Below are 19,821 nucleotides of genomic sequence, written 5' to 3' on the forward strand. Positions count from 1 at the left end.
AGGGGTTGGGGTAGTCCTGCGGCATCTGTCCGTCTACGCTGGCCCCGTGTCCTCACGGGGCCGCCGGAAAGGTGGCGCAGCCTACGCCATCCGGCGACTCGCCGGGCTGGGCGTGCTCGCCGGCCTGCTGGTGGCGATGCTGATCCTGCCCATGGCGTGCACGGCGGGGGTGGGGGCCCGGGACACCGCGAGCTGGTTCCAGAAGGTCCCCGACGACCTGCGGACCCCGGAGCTGGCGCAGCGCTCGCGGATCCTGGCCACCGACGGCTCCACGATCGCGACCTTCTACTTCGAGAACCGGATCGACGTCAAGCTCGCCCAGGTGGCGCCGGTCGCCCGCCGGTCCATCCTGGCGATCGAGGACAGCCGGTTCTACGAGCACGGCGCCCTCGACTCCCGCGGCACCGTCCGGGCCCTGCTGAACAACCTCCAGCCCGGGACGGGAACCCAGGGGGGCTCGGGCATCACCCAGCAGTACGTCAAGAACATGCTGGCCGAGACCGCCGAGACCACGCAGGAACGGCAGGCCGCGCTGGCGGTCACCCCGGCCCGCAAGCTGCGTGAACTGCGCTTCGCCGTGGCGCTGGAGCGGCAGCTGTCCAAGGACGAGATCCTCCGCCGCTACCTCAATATCGCCTACTTCGGCGACGGCGCGTACGGCATCGAGGCGGCCGCCAGGCACTACTTCTCCAAGTCCGCCGCGAAGCTGAACCTCGGCGAGAGCGCCACGCTGGCCGGGATCGTCCGCAACCCGTTCGCCTACAACCCGCACCTGCACCCGGTCGCCGGCCGGGCCCGCCGCGACGTCGTACTGGAGCGGATGGCGGAGCTGGGCTGGATCACCCAGGCGGAGGCGGCCGCCGCCGGCCGGCAGCCGCTGGTCCTGAAGATCAATCAGACCGCGAACGGCTGCGTCACCAGCAAGGCCCCGTTCTTCTGCGACTACGTACAGCGGGAGATCCTCACCAACCCGGTCTTCGGGCGCACGCCGGAGGCGCGCAAGAGACTGCTGCAGCGCGGCGGGCTGACCATCCAGACCACCCTGGACTGGAAGGTGCAGCGGGCCGCGCAGCGCGCGATAGACCGGCATGTCCCCGCCCGCAACTCCGCGCACAAGGCCGCCGCCGAGACGCTGGTCGAGCCCGGCACAGGGGAGATCAAGGGCATGGCCGTCGACCGACTGCTGGGCCCGAACCGGGAACGCGGCAAGACTTGGATCAACTTCGCCGCCGACGCCGACCACGGCGCCAGTATCGGCATGCCGGCCGGATCGACCTTCAAGGTCTTCACCCTGGCGGCGGCGCTCGACGAGGGTCTGCCGTTCGGCACCCGGCTGAACGCGCCCACGGGATTCACCCCCACCGGCTACCGCAACTGCAAGGGCCAGCGGGTCGGTGACACCAGGACGCTGCACAACTCCTCGGACGGCGAGGGCGGGCGTTCGTTCAGCCTGGTGACCGGCACCTGGCACTCGGTGAACACCTTCTTCCTCGGGCTGGAGCGCAAGGTCGGGCTCTGCGACACCGCCAAGATGGCCGAACGGCTCGGCATGCGGCAGGGCAACGGCAAGCCGCTGGAGCAGTTCCCGTCGTTCACGCTCGGCTTCAACCCGGTGTCCCCGACCCGGATGGCGGCGGCCTACGCGGCCTTCGGCGCACGCGGCCGCTACTGCGAGCCCATCGCGATCAGGAGCATCACCGACGCGGCGGGCAAGCCGGTCGCGGTGCCCAGCGCGAACTGTCGGCAGGCCATCGGAAAGGGCGTCGCCGACGCCGTCACCCACGTGCTGCGCGGCGTGCTGACGAAGGGCACCGCCAGCGGCCTGGGGATCGGGCGGCCCGCGGCGGGCAAGACGGGCACCGTGGACGACTTCTCGGCGGCCTGGTTCGCCGGGTACACCCCGGATCTGGCGTCGGCCGTGTGGATGGGGGACCCCCGGGGCGGCTTCGGCCATCCGATGGGCGATCTCTGCATGGACGGGGAGTGCTACGGCGCGGTCTTCGGCGCCACCATCCCGGCGCCGATCTGGCACGACACGATGAGGGCGGCGCTCTCCGGCACGCCCGAGCGCGGTTTCCACTCGCCACCCCGGCACTACTTCAGCAAGGGCTCCGGTGAGGACGATCTCAAGATCCCCGATGTCCGCGGGATGAAGGCCGCCCAGGCGGTGCGGGTGCTGCGGTCCGCCGGTCTCCGCGTCCGGCTCGCCTCCGCCGCGTCCGACAAGTACCCCAAGGGCATTGTGATCGGCACGAGTCCCGGTGCGGGCTCGGCCGTGCAGCCCGGCAAGGCGGTCACCGTGTACGTGAGCAAGGGCAAGAGCGCCAAGCCCCTGGCCGGCCTTCCGCTGAAGCCGCCGCCCGGCCTTCCCCGCCACTGACGGCGGGAGCACACGACCACCCGGTGGCCGGAACACCGCCCGCCGGGTGGTCGTGCTCACACGGTGTCGACCTCCGCCGTCATGCCTCAGTGGCGGCCGTGGTGGTGCCCGTGGTGGTGGCCGTGGTGGTGGCCGTGGTGCCGGTGGTGACGGTGGTGCCTGTGGTGACGGTGGTGGCGGTGGTGCCTGTGGTGACGGTACCGGTGGTGGCGGTGACGGCAGTGGTGGCCGCGGCAGGGGCGAACGGTCGACACGGTCTGCGACACACTGGTCGTGGCGGCAGCGGCGGCCGCGGTCACGCCGGCCTGGGCGGACGTGCCGGCCGCGAGGACGCTTCCGGCGGCCAGTGCCAGGCCGGACAGGGTCAGTGCGAGGGACCTCGGAACATTCATGGTGTACCCCCCTGGAGAACGGAACCGTTATGGCGGAATTCGTTCATAGCGGGACATAAATGGTTCTTAGCGCGCTACGTCCCACCCTGGGCGGCTATTCCCGAAGGCAATCTTCTAAAAACCGGCTAAATGCCGTTCTTTGCGCTACCTTGAAATTGACACCCGCCGACATGACGCCTCATAGCCGAAACGGGGGTGGATGTCTCCGTGCAGTTACCGCCATTTCGTCGGAAATCTGATCACTGGACAAAAAATGGCGATATTAGCCTTTTGTCCGAAATCGTTCACGGTGAGGTCCAGGGGGCCGGCTCAGTCCTCGGGCATGAGGCCCCGGACATGGTCGGGCAGCCTTCCGGCGACGATGTCGGCGAGGGTGACCCCGTCCACGACGCTGAGCAGCGCCGTGTCCGCGGCCAGCCACACCTGCTGGAGATGGGCGGCCGCGCCATCGTAGGCGGCGTCCTGTGCCGGTTCGCCGCGTACCTCGGTCAGCGACCCGTCGACGACCCGGATGACCTCGCCCACCGAGATGTCGGCGGCGGGTCTGGTCAGCCGGTATCCGCGGTCGGGCCCCCGCTGACTGAATATCAGATCGGCCCGGCGCAGTTCGCTCAGAATGGTCTTCAGAAATGTCAGCGGCATGTGATGCCCGGTCGCCAGCGCCCCGGCGGTGATGGTGTCGGGTTCGGCCGCCGCCAGCGCGAGCATGGCGCGCAGGGCATAGTCGGTTCGTGCTGTGATGTGCAAGGTCACTTCCCCAGGGCCGGACCTCCTACTTCGCCGCCAGGGACCGCGCTCCCGGGCTGGGCCGGATGTGCACGGTGCCGCCGGGCTCGAGGTCGAGCCGTTCGGCGAGCCCGCGGGTGACCTGCGCCCACGCGTCATGGTCACCCGAATCAGAGGCCAGGCGCATCTCGACCCGGACCTCGAAACCGAGGCGTACGACGCGCTGGACGGTGGCCGGCTCGGTGCCCGGCTCCGCCGTGGTCGTCAGCTCGATGTCGTGCGGCCGGACGAGCTGCCCGTCGATCTCGGTGACGGGACCGAGGAAGCGCATCACGAACGGGTTGGCGGGGTTGTCGTAGATCTCGTGCGGGCTGCCGGACTGCACCACCTCGCCGCCCGCCAGCAGCACGATCGTGTCGGCGACCTCGATGGCCTCCTCCTGGTCGTGGGTGACGAAGACGGTGGTCACGTGGACCTCGTCGTGCAGCCGGCGCAGCCACGCCCGCAGCTCCTTGCGGACCTGGGCGTCCAGCGCGCCGAACGGCTCGTCGAGCAGCAGCACCTCCGGCTCCACGGCCAGGGCACGGGCCAGTGCCATGCGCTGGCGCTGGCCGCCGGACAGCTGCGCGGGGTACCGCTTGGCGAACTGGTCCAGGTGCACCAGCTCCAGCAGTTCGTGGACCCGCGTGCGGATCTGGTCCTTGGGCCGCTTGCGGATCTGCAGGCCGAAGGCCACGTTGTCGAAGACGGTCATGTGCTTGAACGCCGCGTAGTGCTGGAAGACGAACCCGACGTTGCGCCGCTGCGGGGACAGCCGGGTGGCGTCCACCCCGGAGATCAGCACGGTGCCCGAGTCGGGCTGTTCCAGGCCCGCGATGACGCGCAGCAGGGTCGACTTCCCGCCGCCGCTGGGGCCCAGCAGGGCCGTCAGCGAGCCGGAGGTCACGTCGATCGACACGTCCTTCAGCACCGGGGTCGAACCGAAGGCCTTGTTGATGTCGCGGACTTCGATGGCCATCAGTCTTCGCCCTTCGGACGGAACAGTTTGGTCAGCAGCAAGGAGACGATCGCGATCAGCGCCAGTGCCGTGGCGGCCGCGAAGGCGGCCGGCTGGTCGAAGTTCTGGAAGCGTTCCTCGACGAACAGGGTGAGCGTCTGGGTCTGGTCCACCAGCCGCCCGGAGACGACCGCCACCGCGCCGTACTCGCCGAGGGCCCGGGCCAGGCACAGGATGACGCCGTACGCGAGCGCCCACCGGATGCCCGGGATGGTGATGCGGCGGAAGGTCTGCCAGCCGCCGGCCCCCAGGGTGTGCGCGGCCTGCTCCTGCTCGTCGCCCATCTCCTCGAGCACGGGCACGATCGCCCGCACCACGAGGGGCAGCGACACGAACACGGTGGCCAGGACCATCCCGGGAGTGGAGAAGATCACCTGGATGCCCTGGTCCTCGAGCCAGCCCCCGACCGACGCGAACCTGCCGTAGATCAGGATGAGGGCCAGGCCCACGACCACGGGCGAGACCGCCAGCGGCAGGTCGATCAGGGCGTTCAGCAGCCTCTTGCCGGGGAAGCGGTGGCGGACGAGCAGCAGCGCGGTGCCGATGCCGAACACCGTGTTGAGGGCCACGGCCCACAGCGCCACGATGAAGGTCACCTTGAACGCGTGCAGGGCCGACGGGGTGCTCAGCGCGTCGAAGAAGGGGCCCACGCCGTGCTCGAACGTACGCCAGCCGATCAGGGCCACCGGCAGCACCAGCAGGAAGAGCAGGTAGATCAGCGCGACCGCGCGCAGTCCGTACCTAGCCACGACGGGCCCCCCAGCGCTGGAGGAAGTCGAGCGAGACCAGCACCACGAGCGCGACCACGAGCAGCACGGTGGACACGGCCGCCGCGCCCGTCGCGTTGTCGCCCTCGAGCTGGCTGAAGATGTGCACCGCGGCGACCTGCGTCTTGAACGGCAGGTTGCCGGAGATCAGCACGGTCGAGCCGAACTCGGCGATCGCCCGGGTGAAGGCCAGCGCGGTGCCCGAGAGCATGGCCGGCAGCAGGTTCGGCAGGATGATCCGCCGGAAGATCACGAACGGCCGGGCGCCCAGCGAGGCCGCGGCCTGCTCCATGTCCCGGTCGAGTTCCAGCAGGACCGGCTGGACCGTGCGGACCACGAACGGCAGGGTGACGAACAGCAGGGCCACCACCACGCCCGCCCGGCTGTAGGCGAGGCTGATCCCCAGCGGGCTGTCGCTGCCGTACAGCGCCAGCAGGACCAGGCCCGCGACGATGGTGGGCAGCGCGAAGGGCAGGTCGATCAGCGTGTCCACGACCGCCTTGCCGGGGAAGTTGTCGCGCACCAGGACCCAGGCGATGAGAGTGCCCATCACCAGGTTCACCAGGGCCACGATCACCGAGGCGCCGATCGTGAGCTTCAGCGCCGCCCAGGCGTCCGGCGTGGTGATCGCGTCCCAGAAGTAACCGGGCCCGTGCTCGGCGGACTTCCACACCACGGCCGCGAGCGGGATCAGCACGATCAGACTCAGGAAGATCAGCGAGGTGCCCAGCCCGAGGGCGGTGCCGCCCGCGCCACGGGGGAGCCCGGACGGCCGGTGCGGCCGGGGCCGGCCCGGCACCAGGCCGGCCCCCGCCGGACCGGGCGGAGTGCCGGCTCCGGCGGAGGCCACCGCGTCAGTGTCGGCGGACACCCGGCTACTTCTTCTCCGTGGTGACACCGAGCTTCTTCTCGATGCCGGTCACGATGCCGGCCTGCGGGTCGAAGAAGTCCTTGGTCACCTTCGTCCAGCCGCCGAGGTCCTGGATGGTGAACAGCCCGGCGGGCTTGGGGAACTTCTCCGCGCCCGGCACGCCCTGCTCGACCGGCCGGTAACCGTTCTCGACGAAGATCTTCTGCCCCGCCTGCGAGTGCAGGAACGTCAGGAAGGCCTTGGCCTCGGCCGGGTGCGCGCTGTTCTTGGTCACCGCGACCGGGTTCTCGATGAGGATCGTCGAGTCCGGCACCGTGTAGTCCAGCGCCTGGTTGTTCTGCTGAGCGAAGATCGCCTCGTTCTCGTAGGTGATGATCGCGTCGCCCTTGCCGCCGGCGAAGGTCTGCAGCGACTTGCGTCCGCTGTCGTCCTGGACCGGCACGTTCTTGAGCAGCGAGTCGAGGAACGCCACTCCCGCGGCCTTGTCGGTGTTCTTGGCAGACTTGGCCCCGTAACCGGCCAGGATGTTCCAGCGCGCGCCACCCGAGGTGAACGGGTTGGGCGTGATCACCTGGATGCCGGGCTTGGTCAGGTCGTCCCAGGTCTTGAGACCCTTGGGGTTGCCCTTACGGGTCCCGATGACCGCCACGGAGTCGGTGACCATGCCCTTGGTCGGGTTCTTGTTCCAGTCCTCGGCGACCAGGCCGGCCTTGGTCAGCCGGGTGATGTCGGTCTCCAGGGAGAAGGCGACGAGGTCCGCCTTCAGGCCGGACTCGACCGCCCGGCTCTGGTCCCCGGACGCGCCGTACGACTGGGTGAAGGTGACGTTCTTGCCCTCCGGCGTGGCCTGGAAGGCCTTGATGATCTTCTGGTACGCGGCCTGCGGGGTCGAGTAGGCCACCAGGGCCAACTGGACCTTCTTGCCGCCGCCCCCGGTGCCCGTGGAGTCGCTCCCGCCGCACGCTGCCAGTGCGGACATACCGATTCCCAGCGCTGTGATCGCGGCGATGCCTCTGGCTCTGCGGCCCATGGTCCTACTCCATATTTTCGACCTATTCGGTAAGAAAAGTAGACCAGGTAGGGATTTTACCGTCAACTCGGAACCTGGGCCCCGCCGGACACGGTTCTGTAACAGCGGGGAGGTGCCGGGCGGCGCGCCAGGTGCCCGCCCCCGCACCGGGCCCAGTAGGCTCGGGGGACGAAACACCCATCGCCTCAAGGAGCACTCGTGCCGTCGATCGACGCCGTTTACGCCCGGGAGATCCTGGACTCCCGTGGCAACCCCACAGTCGAGGTCGAGGCCTTTCTCGACGACGGGACCCAGGCGCAGGCCGCGGTTCCCAGTGGCGCGTCCACCGGCCAGTTCGAAGCCGTCGAACTGCGCGACGGCGGGGAGCGCTACGGCGGCAAGGGCGTGCAGCAGGCCGTCGCCGCGGTCAACGACCGGATCGACGAGCACATCGTCGGTTTCGACGCCGACGACCAGCGGCTCATCGACCAGACGATGATCGACCTCGACGGCACCCCCGACAAGTCGCAGCTCGGCGCGAACGCGATCCTCGGGGTGAGCCTCGCGGTCGCCAAGGCCGCGGCCAAGTCGGCCGGCCTCCCGCTCTTCCGCTATGTCGGCGGCCCGAACGCGCACCTGCTGCCGGTGCCCATGCTGAACATCCTCAACGGTGGCGCGCACGCGGACACCAACGTCGACATCCAGGAGTTCATGATCGCGCCGATCGGCGCGGCCACGTTCAAGGAGGGCCTCCGCTGGGGCGCCGAGACCTACCACGCGCTCAAGTCCGTGCTGAAGAGCAAGGGACTCAACACCGGGCTGGGTGACGAGGGCGGCTTCGCCCCCGAACTGCCCAGCAACCGCGAGGCCCTCGACCTGATCCTGGAGGCGATCCAGAAGGCGGGCTTCACCCCCGGCCGGGACATCGCCCTCGCCCTGGACGTCGCCGCGACCGAGTTCCACTCCGACGGCGCCTACGCCTTCGAGGGCCAGAAGCTCGGCTCCGAGGAGCTGACGGCGTACTACACCGACCTGATCGGCGCCTACCCGCTGGTGTCCATCGAGGACCCGCTGGACGAGGAGGACTGGGCCGGCTGGAAGGCGCTCACCGACGCGATCGGCGACCGGGTGCAGATCGTCGGCGACGACCTGTTCGTCACCAACCCCGAGCGCCTGGCCCGCGGCGTCGAGACCGGCACCGCCAACGCCCTGCTGGTCAAGGTCAACCAGATCGGCACCCTCACCGAGACGCTCGACGCGGTCGCGCTGGCCCATCGTGGCGGCTACCGGTGCATGATGAGCCACCGGTCCGGCGAGACCGAGGACACCACCATCGCGGACCTCGCGGTCGCCACCGACTGCGGCCAGATCAAGACCGGTGCGCCGGCCCGCAGCGACCGGGTGGCGAAGTACAACCAGCTGCTGCGCATCGAGGAACTGCTGGGGGACGCCGCCCGTTACGCCGGGAACGGTGCCTTCCCGCGGTTCCGCTGGGACGGCTGACCCGGCCGGCACCATGCCGGCCCACCCGGCCGGCACCACGACGGACGAAGGGCGCGGCGATGGCCGAAGCGAGGACTCGGGGGAGCGCGGACCGCGCTCCCGAGCCGCGGGGAAGGCCGTCGCCGCAGCCGCCCCGGGCCGCGCGGCCGGAGTCGAAGAAGGGCCATCTGACCAGCCGGGCGGCGATCCTGGCCATCGTCATGTGCGCGATCGCGCTGAGCCTGGCCTACCCTGTCCGCGAGTACATCGCCCAGCGCCGGGAGATCGCCGCACTGCGCCAGCAGGAGCGGGTCAACCAGAAGCTGGTGGAGGAACTCGCGCTCCGGGAGCATCGCCTCGGCGATGAGTCGTACATTAAACGGGAGGCCCGGCGGCGGCTGCACTACTGCATGCCGGGTGAGAAGTGCTTCGTCGTCCTCGACGGCAGCGGGGGTAACAGGCAGACGGCCCAGCCGGACGGCCCACGGCGCACGCCGCCGTGGTACACCACGCTGTGGCGGTCGGTGGAGGCGGCCGACGGCGGCCGTTAGCGCCCCAGGGGGCGTCTTCGGAGACCAGCGGTAAGCGCCGGCGCGGCCGGTTCGACGAGAAGGGGCACGGTTGATCGACGACAGCGATGCGGCGGCGATCGCCGCCCAGCTGGGCCGGAGGCCACGCGGCATGCGGGCGGTGGCGCACCGCTGCCCGTGCGGGCTGCCGGACGTCGTCGAGACCGCTCCCCGGCTGCCGGACGGCACCCCCTTCCCGACCCTGTTCTACCTGACCTGCCCCCGGGCGGCATCGGCGATCGGCACCCTCGAGGCGAGCGGGCTGATGCGGGAGATGACCGCCCGGCTGACGGTCGATCCCTCGCTCGCCGCGAAGTACGCCGCGGCCCACCAGGACTACCTGGACCGCAGGGACGGCGCCGCCCGCGACGAGGGCGTGGAGCCGCTGCCACCCGGCACCCAGAGCGCCGGCGGCATGCCCGAGCGGGTCAAGTGCCTGCACGCGCTCGTCGCACACGAACTCGCGGTCCCGGGGACGAACCCGTTCGGCCGTGAGGCGCTCGACGCGCTGCCCGAGTGGTGGCGCGGTGGTCCCTGTGTTGACACCCCCGAGGAGAGCCCGTGACGAGGGTCGCCGCCATCGACTGTGGGACCAACTCGGTCCGCCTGCTGATCGCCGATATCGGCGACGGAAAGCTGGTCGACGTCGAGCGCCGGATGGAGATCGTCCGGCTCGGCCAGGGAGTGGACCAGACCGGGATGCTGGCCCCCGAGGCGCTGGAGCGCACCTTCGCGGCCATGCGCGGCTACGCCAAGCTCATCGTCGACCACGGGGCCGACAAGGTCCGGGTGGTGGCCACCAGCGCCACCCGGGACGCCGGCAACCGGGCCGACTTCGTGAGCGGGGTCGTGGAGATCTTCGGAGTCGTGCCCGAGGTGGTGAGCGGCCATGAGGAGGCCGAGCTGTCCTTCGTCGGCGTGACCAAGGACCTCGTCGAGCTGCGCCCGCTCCGCCCGTACCTCGTGGTCGACATCGGCGGCGGATCCACCGAGTTCGTGGTCGGCAGTTCCCACGTCCAGGCGGCCAAGTCCGTCGACATCGGCTGCGTGCGGATGACCGAACGCCACCTGCAGAGCGACCCGCCCACCCCCGACCAGTTCGCCGCCGCGGTCGCCGACATCGACGCCGCCCTGGCGAAGGTGCGGGAGACCGTCCCCGTGGACGAGGCCCGGACCCTGGTCGGGCTGGCCGGCTCGGTCACCACGGTGGCCGGCATGGCGCTCGACCTGCCCGAGTACGACCCCGCGCGCATCCACCTGTCCCGGATCACCGCGGAGCGGGTGCACGGGGTGACCAGGAGGCTGCTGCACTCCACCCGCGCGGAGCGGGCCGCCATCGGGGTCATGCACCCCGGCCGCGTCGACGTCATCGGCGCCGGTGCGCTGATCCTCGACCGGATCATGCGGGAGTACAACTTCGGCGCGGTGGTCGTCAGCGAGCACGACATCCTCGACGGCATCGCCTGGTCCCTGGTCTGACGCAGGTCATGACGGCGCCAGAACACGAGGTGAACGCCCCCTTCGTGCCGCCCGGTACCGGGTGGCCGGACGATCCGGCCGGCCCCGGCACCCCGGTGGCGCACGATCCGGCGGAGGTGGCCGCTCTGGCCGCCGGCGCCCCGTCACTGGGGGAGCTGTGCGCCCGTCAGTCGGTGTGCCGGGCCTGCCCGCGGCTGGTCGCCTGGCGGGAGAAGGTGGCGGTCGAGCGGCGCCGGGCGTACGCGGACGAGACCTACTGGGGCCGGCCCATCGCGGGCTGGGGCGACGAGCGGCCGCGCATCCTCATCGTCGGGCTGGCCCCGGCGGCGCACGGCGGGAACCGCACCGGACGGATCTTCACCGGCGACCGGTCCGGGGACTGGCTGTACGCCTCGCTGCACCGGGTCGGCCTCGCCACGCAGGCCACCAGCACTCATGCGGGCGACGGCCAGCGGCTCATCGGGACCCGCATGGTCGCCACGGTGCGCTGCGCGCCACCGGACAACAAGCCGACCCCGGCCGAGCGGGACGCGTGCGCCCCCTGGCTCGCGCGCGAGCTGGCGGACGTCGCACCGAGCGTGCGGGTGATCGTCGCGCTCGGGGGCTACGCCTGGCAGGGCGTCTGGCCGGCCCTCCGGCAGGCCGGATACGCCCTGCCCAGGCCCCGGCCGCCGTTCGGCCACGGCGCCGAGGTGGTCCTCGCCCGGGGCGCGACGTCCACACTGCTGCTGGGGTGCTACCACCCCAGCCAGCAGAACACCTTCACCGGCAGGGTCACCGAGGACATGCTCGACGCCGTGTTCACCAGAGCCGACCGGTGGGCCGGCGAAGCGGGCTGACTCAGGCGCCGGGACCGGCCGTCAGGGGAGTGGTCTCGAGCCGGTTGTGCTGACAGACGGAGCCGCCGCTCCAGGGCGCGGCCAGCGGCACGGTCTCGTCGGGCGGGATCACCTGCAGGACGGTGGGCACGCCCTGGCAGGCCGGGCCGCCGGTCTCGTCGTCGGCGGGCACCGCGGACCAGCGCAGCAGGGTGTGGGCGTGCCCGCCGGGCGGGATGACGAACGTCGCCGGGCTGCCCTGCCGGCTCACCGCGCCGCCGAATCCCTCGGAGGCGGTGCCCAGGCCCAGGCCCGGCCAGCCCCGTACCTTGCACGAGTGCCCCGAGACGTTGGTGAACCGCAGCGTGGCGAAGCGCGAGCCCGCGCCGGCGTTGTAGCCGGTCACCACCGCGTGCAGCCCGGCGCTGTGGCAGCGGGCGATGCCCGTGGCCCCGCCGGCGGGCTGACCGGCCACCGGTGCGGCACTCGTGCCGCCGGTGCCGCTGGTGCCACCTGCGCCGGCCGTGCCGCCGGGAGCGGTCCCGGTGGGGGTGCCCGCGGTGGGTCCGGCCGTGACCGGGGCCGCGGACGCCGGGCCACCGGCCCCGGTGTGGACGGAGGCCTTACAGCCGGTGGCCGTCAGGGCGAGCGCGGCGACCGCGATCGTGCCCAGCGCAAAGCGGTTCATGGTTCTCCTGTTGCTGATGTGACGCGTGAATCCCCGTGCGGGGATGCGTCGTGGTGTCGTGTAACGCCCTGGGGCGGCCGTCACCCGGGTCGGGTCGAGTCCGGGAGATCACCGCGAGGGCCCCGGGGCAGGGCCGAGGCCAAGCGGTCGGCCCGCTTGGCGCCCCCGTCTGGCCCTGCCCCCGCACCTGGTTACGTGAAGTGAGATGCGTACGGTGATGTCCGGGTTCGCTCAAGGATGGGAGTTTCTTGAGTGAACGCGTGATCCTTGGGGGTCTGTGAGGGTGCTCACCCGAGGTGACGTGCCCGCCCGGCGGGGTACGGCTCTGGCATGCCCCAGAACAGCAGCACCCATATCTTGATCATCGGTGGCGGCTACGTCGGCATGTACACCGCGCTTCGGCTCCAGCGGAAACTGCGCGGGCGGCTCAAGCGCGGCGAGGTGCGGATCACCGTCGTCGACCCCCAGTCCTTCATGACCTACCAGCCCTTCCTGCCCGAGGCCGCGGCGGGCAACCTCGAGCCCCGGCACGTGGTGGCACCGCTGCGCCGGGTGCTCGACCGGGTCACGATCCTCAACGGGCGGGCCGTCCGCATCGACCACGAGCAGCGGCAGGCGCGGATCCGGCTGGCCGGCGCGGACGCCTACCGCGACCTGTCGTACGACCTGATCGTCGTGGCCGCGGGCTCGATCTCCAGGACGCTCCCCATTCCCGGGCTCGCGGAGTGCGGCATCGGCTTCAAGACCGTGGCGGAGGCCATCTACCTGCGCAACCACGTGCTCGCCCGGCTCGACATCGCCGCCTCCAACGACAACGAGAAGATCCGCAGGCGGGCCCTCACGTTCGTGTTCGTGGGCGGCGGCTACGCGGGGGTCGAGGCCCTCGCGGAGCTCGAGGACATGGCCCACGACGCGATCCGGTACTACCCCGGCATCCAGCCCGGGGACATGCGCTGGGTGCTGGTCGAGGCCAGCGACCGCATCCTGCCCGAGGTCGGCCCGGACATGGGCGCCTGGACCGTCGACGCCCTCCGCAAGAGGGGCATCGAGATCCGGCTCGGCACCATGCTGAAGTCCGCGGAGAGCGGCCACATCGTGCTCAGCGACGGCGAGTCGTTCGAGGCCGGCACGCTGGTGTGGACCGCCGGGGTCAAACCGCATCCGGTCGTCCGCGCGTCCGACCTGCCCGTCGACGACAAGGGGCGGCTGAAGGCGACCGCCGAGCTCACCGTCGAGGGGACGGAGCACGCCTACACCGCCGGTGACAACGCGGCGGTCCCCGACCTCACCAAGCCCGGCGAGTTCTGCGCGCCCAACGCCCAGCACGCCGTACGCCAGGCCAGGCGCCTGGCCGACAACATCGTCGCCGACCTGCGGGGGAAGCCGCGCAAGCCGTACAGGCACGCCTACGTCGGGTCGGTGGCGAGCCTCGGCCTGCACAAGGGCGTGGCCCAGGTGTACGGCGTGAAGACACGCGGGTTCCCCGCATGGTTCATGCACCGCACCTACCATCTGTCCCGGGTGCCGACGCTCAACCGCAAGGTACGCGTCGTCGCGGACTGGACGCTCGCGTTGTTCTTCCGCCGTGAGATCGTTTCCCTCGGAACGCTGCAACGGCCCCGCGAGGAATTCGAGCTGGCCACCGGTCAGCGGACGGAAGCGGACTGAGAGAACGGGAGGCACACCAGGTGCAGGACGGCGTCGCCTCCCGGCTGGCACCGCTGGCCGAGCGGATCCTGCTGAACCCGGCGAGCTCGGACGGCATGCTGCCGATCCGGATCCAGGCCTGGGACGGCAGCTCCATCGGCCCGGCGGACGCGCCGACCTTCGTGATCCGGCACCGCCGCGCGCTGCGGCGGCTGCTGTGGAAACCGGGGGAGATGGGGCTGGCCCGCGCGTACGTGGCCGGGGAGCTCGACATCGAGGGCGACATCTTCGCCGCGCTCGGGGCCGTCCAGCAGGTGATGCGCAGCGGAGAGCAGCCCATCCGGCTCAGCAGCGACGACAAGCGGGAGATCGTCCGGACCGCCGTCACCCTGGGCGCGGTGGGGCCCGAGCCCAAGCCGCCGCCCGAGGAGTTCCCCCTCGGGCGCGCGGCGGGCGCCGCCGCCCGGCAGCCGGGACCGCTCGGTGAGGGCGCCGCCTTCTTCGCCCCTGTCCTAGGGCCCACGCTGGCCTACCAATGCGCCCGCTGGGACGACGACACGGACGACCTGGAGCAGGCCCAGCGGGCCGCTCACGCGGCGATCGCCCGGCGCCTGGGCCTCGGGCCCGGCTCCCGGGTCCTGGACCTGTCCTGCGGCTGGGGGGCCTTCGCGCTGTACGCGGCGGCCGAGCACGGTGCCCAGGTGGTCGGCCTCACCCGCTCACCCGCCCAGGCCGAGCATGCCCGAGACCTGGTGAGACGCGCCGGGCTCACCGACCTGGTCGACATCCGGGCCGGTGACCACACGGCCGCGGGCGGCGTGCAGTACGACGCGATCGTGGCGCTCAGCGGCACCGACCAGGCGGAGCTGCTGGCGGCAGACCTCTACTCGCTGCTCAGACCGGGCGGGCGGCTGCTCCTCCAGCAGCTCACCCGCCGTTCCGGCCCGCACTCCACCCGCCGCACCTTCACCACCAGCTACGTCTTCCCGCGGAACGGGGAGCTGTCCCCGCTCGGTGAGATCGTCGCGGGGCTCGAGGAGGCCGCCCTGGAGGTACGGACCGTCGCACCGCTGCGGGAGCAGTACGCCAGGACGTTGCGGGCATGGGCCGCCGGGCTGCAGCGGAACTGGGCGGAATGCGGGCGGCTGGCGTCGCCGGGGCGGGCCCGGGTGTGGCTGCTCTACCTCGCGGCGTCGGCGCTGGCATGCGAAACCGGGCGTATCGGCATGTACGAGGTTTCGGTGGTCCGCCGGGATCCGGAAGGCGCCGTGGAAGAGGTCTTCGCTGACGGCGACGCAGCGTGGCCCTCGTGATTCAACCCTATTTCGGTCGTGCCCGACAAAGGCATCTCCTGTGACCGGTAAAATTTCCCCCACCTCGCTGACCTGGGGTTACATGCTCCTCTTTCGCGGTATCGGGCGAATTCAGTAGGCCGTCGCCGTCGATAAGGAATGGAATCATCCCGTATTTCCGGGTGGCCATGGCATTATCGAAGCACCGGTATGATTAACGCTGCCCCCGTAGCCCAACGGCAGAGGCAGACTCCCTAAAAGAGTCAATGGTGTCGGTTCGAGTCCGACCGGGGGCACTGGGCGTGCTGCATTTCGTGTGGACGGAACGATTCGGGCGTGCCGGACGTCTACACTGATCAGACCGCTCTGAGTGTGGAGGCTTCGATGGAGAGCAGGAACCCCGCCTTCCGGGGCGATTCGTTCCAGCGGCAGCTGCAGGAGAACTCCAGCCCGCAGCAGCTGAACAACATGTACAACGCACCGTCCTACGCCCCGCCGGCGCCACCGGTCACCCGGCCGATGACGCTCGACGACGTCGTGGTCCGTGGCTTCCTCACGCTGGGAATGCTGGTGCTGACCGCCGCCCTGGCCTGGACCCTGGTGCCGACCAGCCTGGCCATGCCGGTGCTGGTCATCTCGGTGCTGGCGGAGCTCGGCATCGGGCTTTACATCAGCTTCGCGCGCAAGGCCAACGCGCCGCTGGTGCTGATCTTCGCGGCCGTGTACGGCGTCGCCGTCGGGATCATCAGTCATGCGTACAACGACATTTACAACGGGATCGTCTTCCAGGCGGTCATCGGCACCGCGCTGGCCTTCGCGGCCATGCTGACGGTGCACTCCCTAAAGATCATCCGGGTCACGCCCAAGTTCGTGAGGTTCGTCAGCGCCGCCGGGCTCGCCCTGGTCGGTCTGATGATCATCAACCTCGTGGTGCAGCTCTTCGGCCACGCGGACGGCATCGGCATCCGGGACGGGGGCAACCCGCTCGCCTACGTCTTCAGCGCGGTGGCCATCCTGATCGGCTGCTTCTTCCTGCTGCTGGACTTCGACGAGATCGAGAAGGGGGTGCGCTACGGCGCTCCCGAGAAGTTCGCGTGGTACTGCGCCTTCGGCCTGGTGCTGAGCCTGGTCTGGATCTACCTGGAGATCCTGCGCCTGTTGTCGTACTTCTCCGGCAGAGACTGACCGGATCGCGACACGCCCGACGCCCGGTCTCCGCTTCGGCGGAGACCGGGCGTTCCGGTGTATGAGGGCGTTGCGGGCGCGCCGGAGAAGGGCGCGCCGGAGACCGGCGGCCTGGGCCGGGTCAGTAGCGGTGTTCGCGGCGGTGCCGGCCGTGCTCCTGGACGAGGGCGGCGGCGTATCCGTGGGAGATGCCATGCTCGTCCGCCAGCCAGTTCGCCCGCTCGTCGCAGCGCTGGAAGGACGGACCGTTCTCGATGGCCTCGAACCACTCGGGGAGTCCACGTCCTGTGACCGTGGGAATGCGGGCGATCAGATTCTTGTGCAGCTCCGGCGAGTGGGTTAGATACATCGGCACCTCCAGGTCGCTGTACGTTCTTCCTGCTGACTGTGCAACAAGTCTGGGGATGTGACAACCCTATAACGGCGACCTATCTGACAGGTTACCGGCTCCCGTCTTCCAGACGATCTTGATATGTGCTCCAGGGCGCGGCCGCGGAGACGGCGCCGAGCGCGCCGGAGAGCACGACGGCCCGGGCGGGCGCACGGTGGCGCCGCCCGGGCCGTCGAGATGAGGTCAGCTGAGGCGCTCGAGCACCATGGCCATGCCCTGGCCGCCGCCCACGCACATGGTCTCCAGCCCGTACTGCTTGTCGTGGAACTGGAGGCTGTTGATCAGGGTGGTGGTGATCCGGGCACCCGTCATGCCGAACGGGTGGCCCAGCGCGATCGCGCCGCCGTTGACGTTGAGCTTGTCGATGTCGATGCCCAGGTCCTCGGCGGACGGCAGCACCTGCGCGGCGAAGGCCTCGTTGATCTCGACCAGGTCGATGTCGTCGATGGTCATGCCGGCCTTGGCCAGGGCCTTACGGGAGGCCTCGACCGGGCCCAGGCCCATGATCTCCGGAGAGAGGCCGGTGACTCCGGTGGACACGATCCGGGCCAGCGGGGTGATGCCCAGTTCGGCGGCCCTGGTGTCGGACATGATCACCACCGCGGCGGCGCCGTCGTTCAGCGGGCAGCAGTTGCCGGCGGTGACGGTGCCGTCGGGGCGGAAGACCGGCTGGAGCTGGGACACCTTGTCGTAGGTGGTCCCGGCCCGGGGGCCGTCGTCCTTGGCCACGACGGAGCCGTCGGGCAGCGTGGCCGGGGTGATGTCCTTCTCGAAGAACCCGTTGGCCAGGGCCTTCTCGGCGAGGTTCTGTGACCGTACGCCGAACTCGTCCTGCGCCTGCCGGGTGACGCCGCGCAGCCCGGCGACGTTCTCGGCGGTCTGGCCCATCGCGATGTAGACGTCGGGCACCGAGCCGTCCTGACGGGGGTCGTGCCACACGCCCGAGCCGCCGGCCTCCAGGGCCTTGGAGCGGCCTTCGGCGTCCGCGAACACCGGGTTCTTGGTGTCCGGCAGGCCGTCGCTGCTGCCCTTGGCGAACCGGCTGACCATCTCCACCCCGGCGGAGACGATGACGTCGGCCTCGCCGGCCTTGATCGCGTGCAGGGCCATCCGGGTGGTCTGCAGCGAGGAGGAACAGTAACGGGTGATCGTCGCCCCGGGGACCGTGTCCAGGCCGAGCAGCACCGACACCACGCGGGCCATGTTGTAGCCCTGCTCCCCGCCGGGCAGGCCGCAGCCGAGCAGCAGGTCGTCGATGGTGGTCGGGTCGAGCTGCGGGACCTTGTCCAGCGCGGTCCGGACCATCTGAGCGGTGAGATCGTCGGGGCGCAGCTCCTTGAGCGACCCCTTGAACGCACGTCCGATCGGCGAACGGGCGGTCGCGACAATGACAGCCTCGGGCATGGTGAACTCTCTCTCCTCGGCGTCCCGGTGTTACTCACGGGTACACCGCAACTTAACCCTTTCGGGACGGCTTCGCACACACGGGGTCGGTCCTCCCCGGAAAATCGGTCGGCCAAGCCCCGGCCGGGCGCCCCTGTGCTCGGGTCGCATTGCCGTGACCACCCCCACGCGGCCCCCCACGCGGCCCCCGGCGGGGCGCGGGCGTCACGCCGGGCCGGGCAGGCCCTGGGCGCTGGCCAGGAAGGCCAGCAGATCCTGCCGGGTGACGAGGCCGGCCGGTTTGCCGTCGATCAGCACCACGGCCGCGCCGGCCTTCTCCAGCACCTCCACGGCCTTGGTCACCGGCTCGCCGGAGCCGATCATGGGCAGCGGCAGCGACATGTGATCGACCAGCTCGTCGTCCAGCCGGGCCCGGCCGTGCACCAGGGCGTCCAGCAGGTCCCGCTCGACGATGGAGCCGACCACCTCGGCGGCCATGACCGGGGGCTCCTCCTTCATCACGGGAAGCTGCGAGACCTCGTACTCCCGCATCAGCGAGATCGCGGCGCCGACCGTCTCCTCGGGATGGACGTGCACGAACTCCGGGAGGCCGCCGCCCTTGCGGGAGAGCACCTCGCCGACGCGGGCGCCCTCGGACGCCGGGGCCAGGAAGCCGTAGTCGGCCATCCACTCGTCGTTGAAGATCTTCGACAGGTAGCCGCGGCCGCCGTCGGGCAGCAGGACGACGATCACGTCTTCGGGGCCGGCGTCCGCGGCCACCCGCAGGGCCGCCACCACCGCCATGCCGCACGAGCCGCCGACCAGCATCGCCTCCTCCCGGGCCAGCCGCCGGGTCATGAGGAAGGAGTCCTTGTCGGAGACCGCGATGATGCGGTCGCAGATGTCGCGGTCGTAGGTCGCCGGCCAGATGTCCTCGCCGACCCCCTCGACGAGGTAGGGCCGCCCGCTGCCGCCGGAGTAGACCGAGCCCTCGGGGTCGGCCCCGATGATCTGTACCCGGCCGCCGGACACCTCCTTGAGGTAGCGCCCGGTGCCGCTGATCGTGCCGCCCGTGCCGATGCCCGCCACGAAGTGGGTGATCCGCCCCTCGGTCTGCTCCCACAGCTCCGGTCCGGTGGACGCGTAGTGCGAGCGCGGGTTCTCCGGGTTGGCGTACTGGTCGGGCTTCCAGGCCCCCGGGATCTCGGCCGCCAGCCGGTCGGAGACCGAGTAGTACGACTCGGGGTGGTCCGGGGAGACCGCGGTCGGGCAGATCACGACCTCGGCGCCGTAGGCCCGGAGCACGTTGATCTTGTCGCCGGCGACCTTGTCCGGGCAGACGAAGACGCAGCGGTAGCCCTTCTCCTGGGCCACGATGGCCAGCCCCACCCCGGTGTTGCCCGAGGTTGGCTCCACGATGGTGCCGCCGGGCCGCAGCGCGCCCGAGGCCTCCGCGGCCTGGATCATGCGTACGGCGATGCGGTCCTTCACCGAGCCGCCGGGGTTGAAATATTCGACCTTCGCCAGCACCTGGGGACCTTCGCCGGCACCCCGGCCGGTCACCCTGCGCAGCCGGACCAGCGGCGTGTCGCCCATCAGTTCAATCAGCGAGTCGTGTACGCGCACAGGGACTTCCTTGTCGGCTATTACGCTCACGCACTCCGGGCCCCTCGCGGCAGGGCCCG

At 70.7% G+C, this 19,821-nt stretch carries 18 protein-coding genes and 1 tRNA gene; 10 read left to right on the forward strand and 9 right to left on the reverse strand.

Annotated features, from left to right (window positions below; genetic code table 11):
* The first annotated feature begins 46 nt into the window (after nt 1–46).
* Nucleotides 47–2,380: a transglycosylase domain-containing protein gene (locus tag ACRYCC_RS11625; protein WP_433811122.1), complete on the forward strand. Its 2,334-nt coding sequence runs from the start codon at nt 47–49 to the stop codon at nt 2,378–2,380.
* 701 nt (nt 2,381–3,081) lie between these two features.
* On the opposite strand, the gene ACRYCC_RS11630 is transcribed toward ACRYCC_RS11625, so the two are convergent.
* From ACRYCC_RS11630 to ACRYCC_RS11650, 5 genes are read right to left on the reverse strand one after another with little or no spacing between them, the layout of a single operon-like run.
* On the reverse strand, nt 3,082–3,519 hold the full coding sequence (locus tag ACRYCC_RS11630) for an RrF2 family transcriptional regulator (protein WP_433811124.1): 438 nt from the start codon (nt 3,517–3,519) through the stop codon (nt 3,082–3,084).
* Nucleotides 3,520–3,544: 25 nt separating this feature from the next.
* On the reverse strand, nt 3,545–4,516 hold the full coding sequence (locus ACRYCC_RS11635; protein ID WP_433811125.1) for a sulfate/molybdate ABC transporter ATP-binding protein: 972 nt from the start codon (nt 4,514–4,516) through the stop codon (nt 3,545–3,547).
* On the reverse strand, nt 4,516–5,304 hold the full coding sequence (locus tag ACRYCC_RS11640; protein WP_433811127.1) for a sulfate ABC transporter permease: 789 nt from the start codon (nt 5,302–5,304) through the stop codon (nt 4,516–4,518). Before ACRYCC_RS11640 ends, ACRYCC_RS11635 begins: the two co-directional genes overlap by 1 nt.
* Nucleotides 5,297–6,193, reverse strand: coding sequence for a sulfate ABC transporter permease subunit CysT (gene cysT, locus ACRYCC_RS11645; protein WP_433811129.1), 897 nt, complete (start codon nt 6,191–6,193; stop codon nt 5,297–5,299). The genes ACRYCC_RS11640 and cysT overlap by 8 nt, the downstream gene beginning before the upstream one ends.
* A gap of 4 nt (nt 6,194–6,197) precedes the next feature.
* Nucleotides 6,198–7,172: a sulfate ABC transporter substrate-binding protein gene (locus ACRYCC_RS11650; RefSeq protein WP_433811131.1), complete on the reverse strand. Its 975-nt coding sequence runs from the start codon at nt 7,170–7,172 to the stop codon at nt 6,198–6,200.
* A 249-nt stretch (nt 7,173–7,421) separates the two neighbouring features.
* On the opposite strand from ACRYCC_RS11650, the gene eno reads away from it, so the two are divergent.
* The 5 genes from eno to ACRYCC_RS11675 all read left to right on the forward strand — a co-directional run bounded on the left by eno (nt 7,422) and on the right by ACRYCC_RS11675 (nt 11,571).
* Complete coding sequence (gene eno, locus ACRYCC_RS11655; RefSeq protein ID WP_433811133.1) at nt 7,422–8,705, forward strand: phosphopyruvate hydratase; 1,284 nt, start codon at nt 7,422–7,424, stop codon at nt 8,703–8,705.
* Nucleotides 8,706–8,764: 59 nt separating this feature from the next.
* On the forward strand, nt 8,765–9,235 hold the full coding sequence (locus tag ACRYCC_RS11660; RefSeq protein ID WP_433811135.1) for an FtsB family cell division protein: 471 nt from the start codon (nt 8,765–8,767) through the stop codon (nt 9,233–9,235).
* A 130-nt stretch (nt 9,236–9,365) separates the two neighbouring features.
* On the forward strand, nt 9,366–9,818 hold the full coding sequence (locus ACRYCC_RS11665) for a DUF501 domain-containing protein (RefSeq protein ID WP_433812153.1): 453 nt from the start codon (nt 9,366–9,368) through the stop codon (nt 9,816–9,818).
* The gene (locus ACRYCC_RS11670; protein ID WP_433811137.1) at nt 9,815–10,732 is read left to right on the forward strand and encodes a Ppx/GppA phosphatase family protein; all 918 of its coding nucleotides are present in this window, start codon (nt 9,815–9,817) and stop codon (nt 10,730–10,732) included. The genes ACRYCC_RS11665 and ACRYCC_RS11670 overlap by 4 nt, the downstream gene beginning before the upstream one ends.
* Nucleotides 10,733–10,740: 8 nt before the next feature.
* On the forward strand, nt 10,741–11,571 hold the full coding sequence (locus tag ACRYCC_RS11675; protein ID WP_433811139.1) for a uracil-DNA glycosylase: 831 nt from the start codon (nt 10,741–10,743) through the stop codon (nt 11,569–11,571).
* Nucleotide 11,572: 1 nt separating this feature from the next.
* Here the strand turns inward: ACRYCC_RS11675 and ACRYCC_RS11680 are convergent, their stop codons facing one another.
* Entirely contained in the window at nt 11,573–12,238 is a 666-nt protein-coding gene (locus ACRYCC_RS11680) for a DUF4232 domain-containing protein (protein ID WP_433811141.1), read from the reverse strand.
* Nucleotides 12,239–12,568: 330 nt separating this feature from the next.
* Between ACRYCC_RS11680 and ACRYCC_RS11685 the strand changes: the two genes are divergently transcribed.
* The 4 genes from ACRYCC_RS11685 (at nt 12,569) to ACRYCC_RS11700 (ending at nt 16,362) form a co-directional block, all read left to right on the forward strand.
* The gene (locus ACRYCC_RS11685; protein WP_433811143.1) at nt 12,569–13,906 is read left to right on the forward strand and encodes an NAD(P)/FAD-dependent oxidoreductase; all 1,338 of its coding nucleotides are present in this window, start codon (nt 12,569–12,571) and stop codon (nt 13,904–13,906) included.
* A gap of 20 nt (nt 13,907–13,926) precedes the next feature.
* A complete protein-coding gene (locus ACRYCC_RS11690) occupies nt 13,927–15,198 on the forward strand; it encodes a class I SAM-dependent methyltransferase (RefSeq protein WP_433811145.1) in 1,272 nt (423 codons plus the stop codon).
* Nucleotides 15,199–15,399: 201 nt separating this feature from the next.
* Nucleotides 15,400–15,473: transfer RNA gene (locus tag ACRYCC_RS11695), tRNA-Leu, on the forward strand.
* Between the two features lie 88 nt (nt 15,474–15,561).
* Nucleotides 15,562–16,362: a Bax inhibitor-1/YccA family protein gene (locus ACRYCC_RS11700; protein ID WP_433811147.1), complete on the forward strand. Its 801-nt coding sequence runs from the start codon at nt 15,562–15,564 to the stop codon at nt 16,360–16,362.
* 121 nt (nt 16,363–16,483) lie between these two features.
* On the opposite strand, the gene ACRYCC_RS11705 is transcribed toward ACRYCC_RS11700, so the two are convergent.
* The 3 genes from ACRYCC_RS11705 to ACRYCC_RS11715 form a co-directional block, all read right to left on the reverse strand.
* The gene (locus tag ACRYCC_RS11705) at nt 16,484–16,711 is read right to left on the reverse strand and encodes a DUF4287 domain-containing protein (RefSeq protein WP_433811149.1); all 228 of its coding nucleotides are present in this window, start codon (nt 16,709–16,711) and stop codon (nt 16,484–16,486) included.
* 225 nt (nt 16,712–16,936) lie between these two features.
* Nucleotides 16,937–18,157, reverse strand: a complete 1,221-nt coding sequence (locus ACRYCC_RS11710) for an acetyl-CoA C-acetyltransferase (protein WP_433811151.1) — start codon at nt 18,155–18,157, stop codon at nt 16,937–16,939.
* Nucleotides 18,158–18,361: 204 nt separating this feature from the next.
* Nucleotides 18,362–19,762: a cystathionine beta-synthase gene (locus tag ACRYCC_RS11715; protein ID WP_433811153.1), complete on the reverse strand. Its 1,401-nt coding sequence runs from the start codon at nt 19,760–19,762 to the stop codon at nt 18,362–18,364.
* Between the last annotated feature and the right edge of the window lie 59 nt (nt 19,763–19,821).

This window comes from Actinomadura scrupuli (assembly GCF_050971785.1).
GTDB classification, from domain to species: Bacteria; Actinomycetota; Actinomycetes; order Streptosporangiales; family Streptosporangiaceae; genus Actinomadura_E; species Actinomadura_E scrupuli.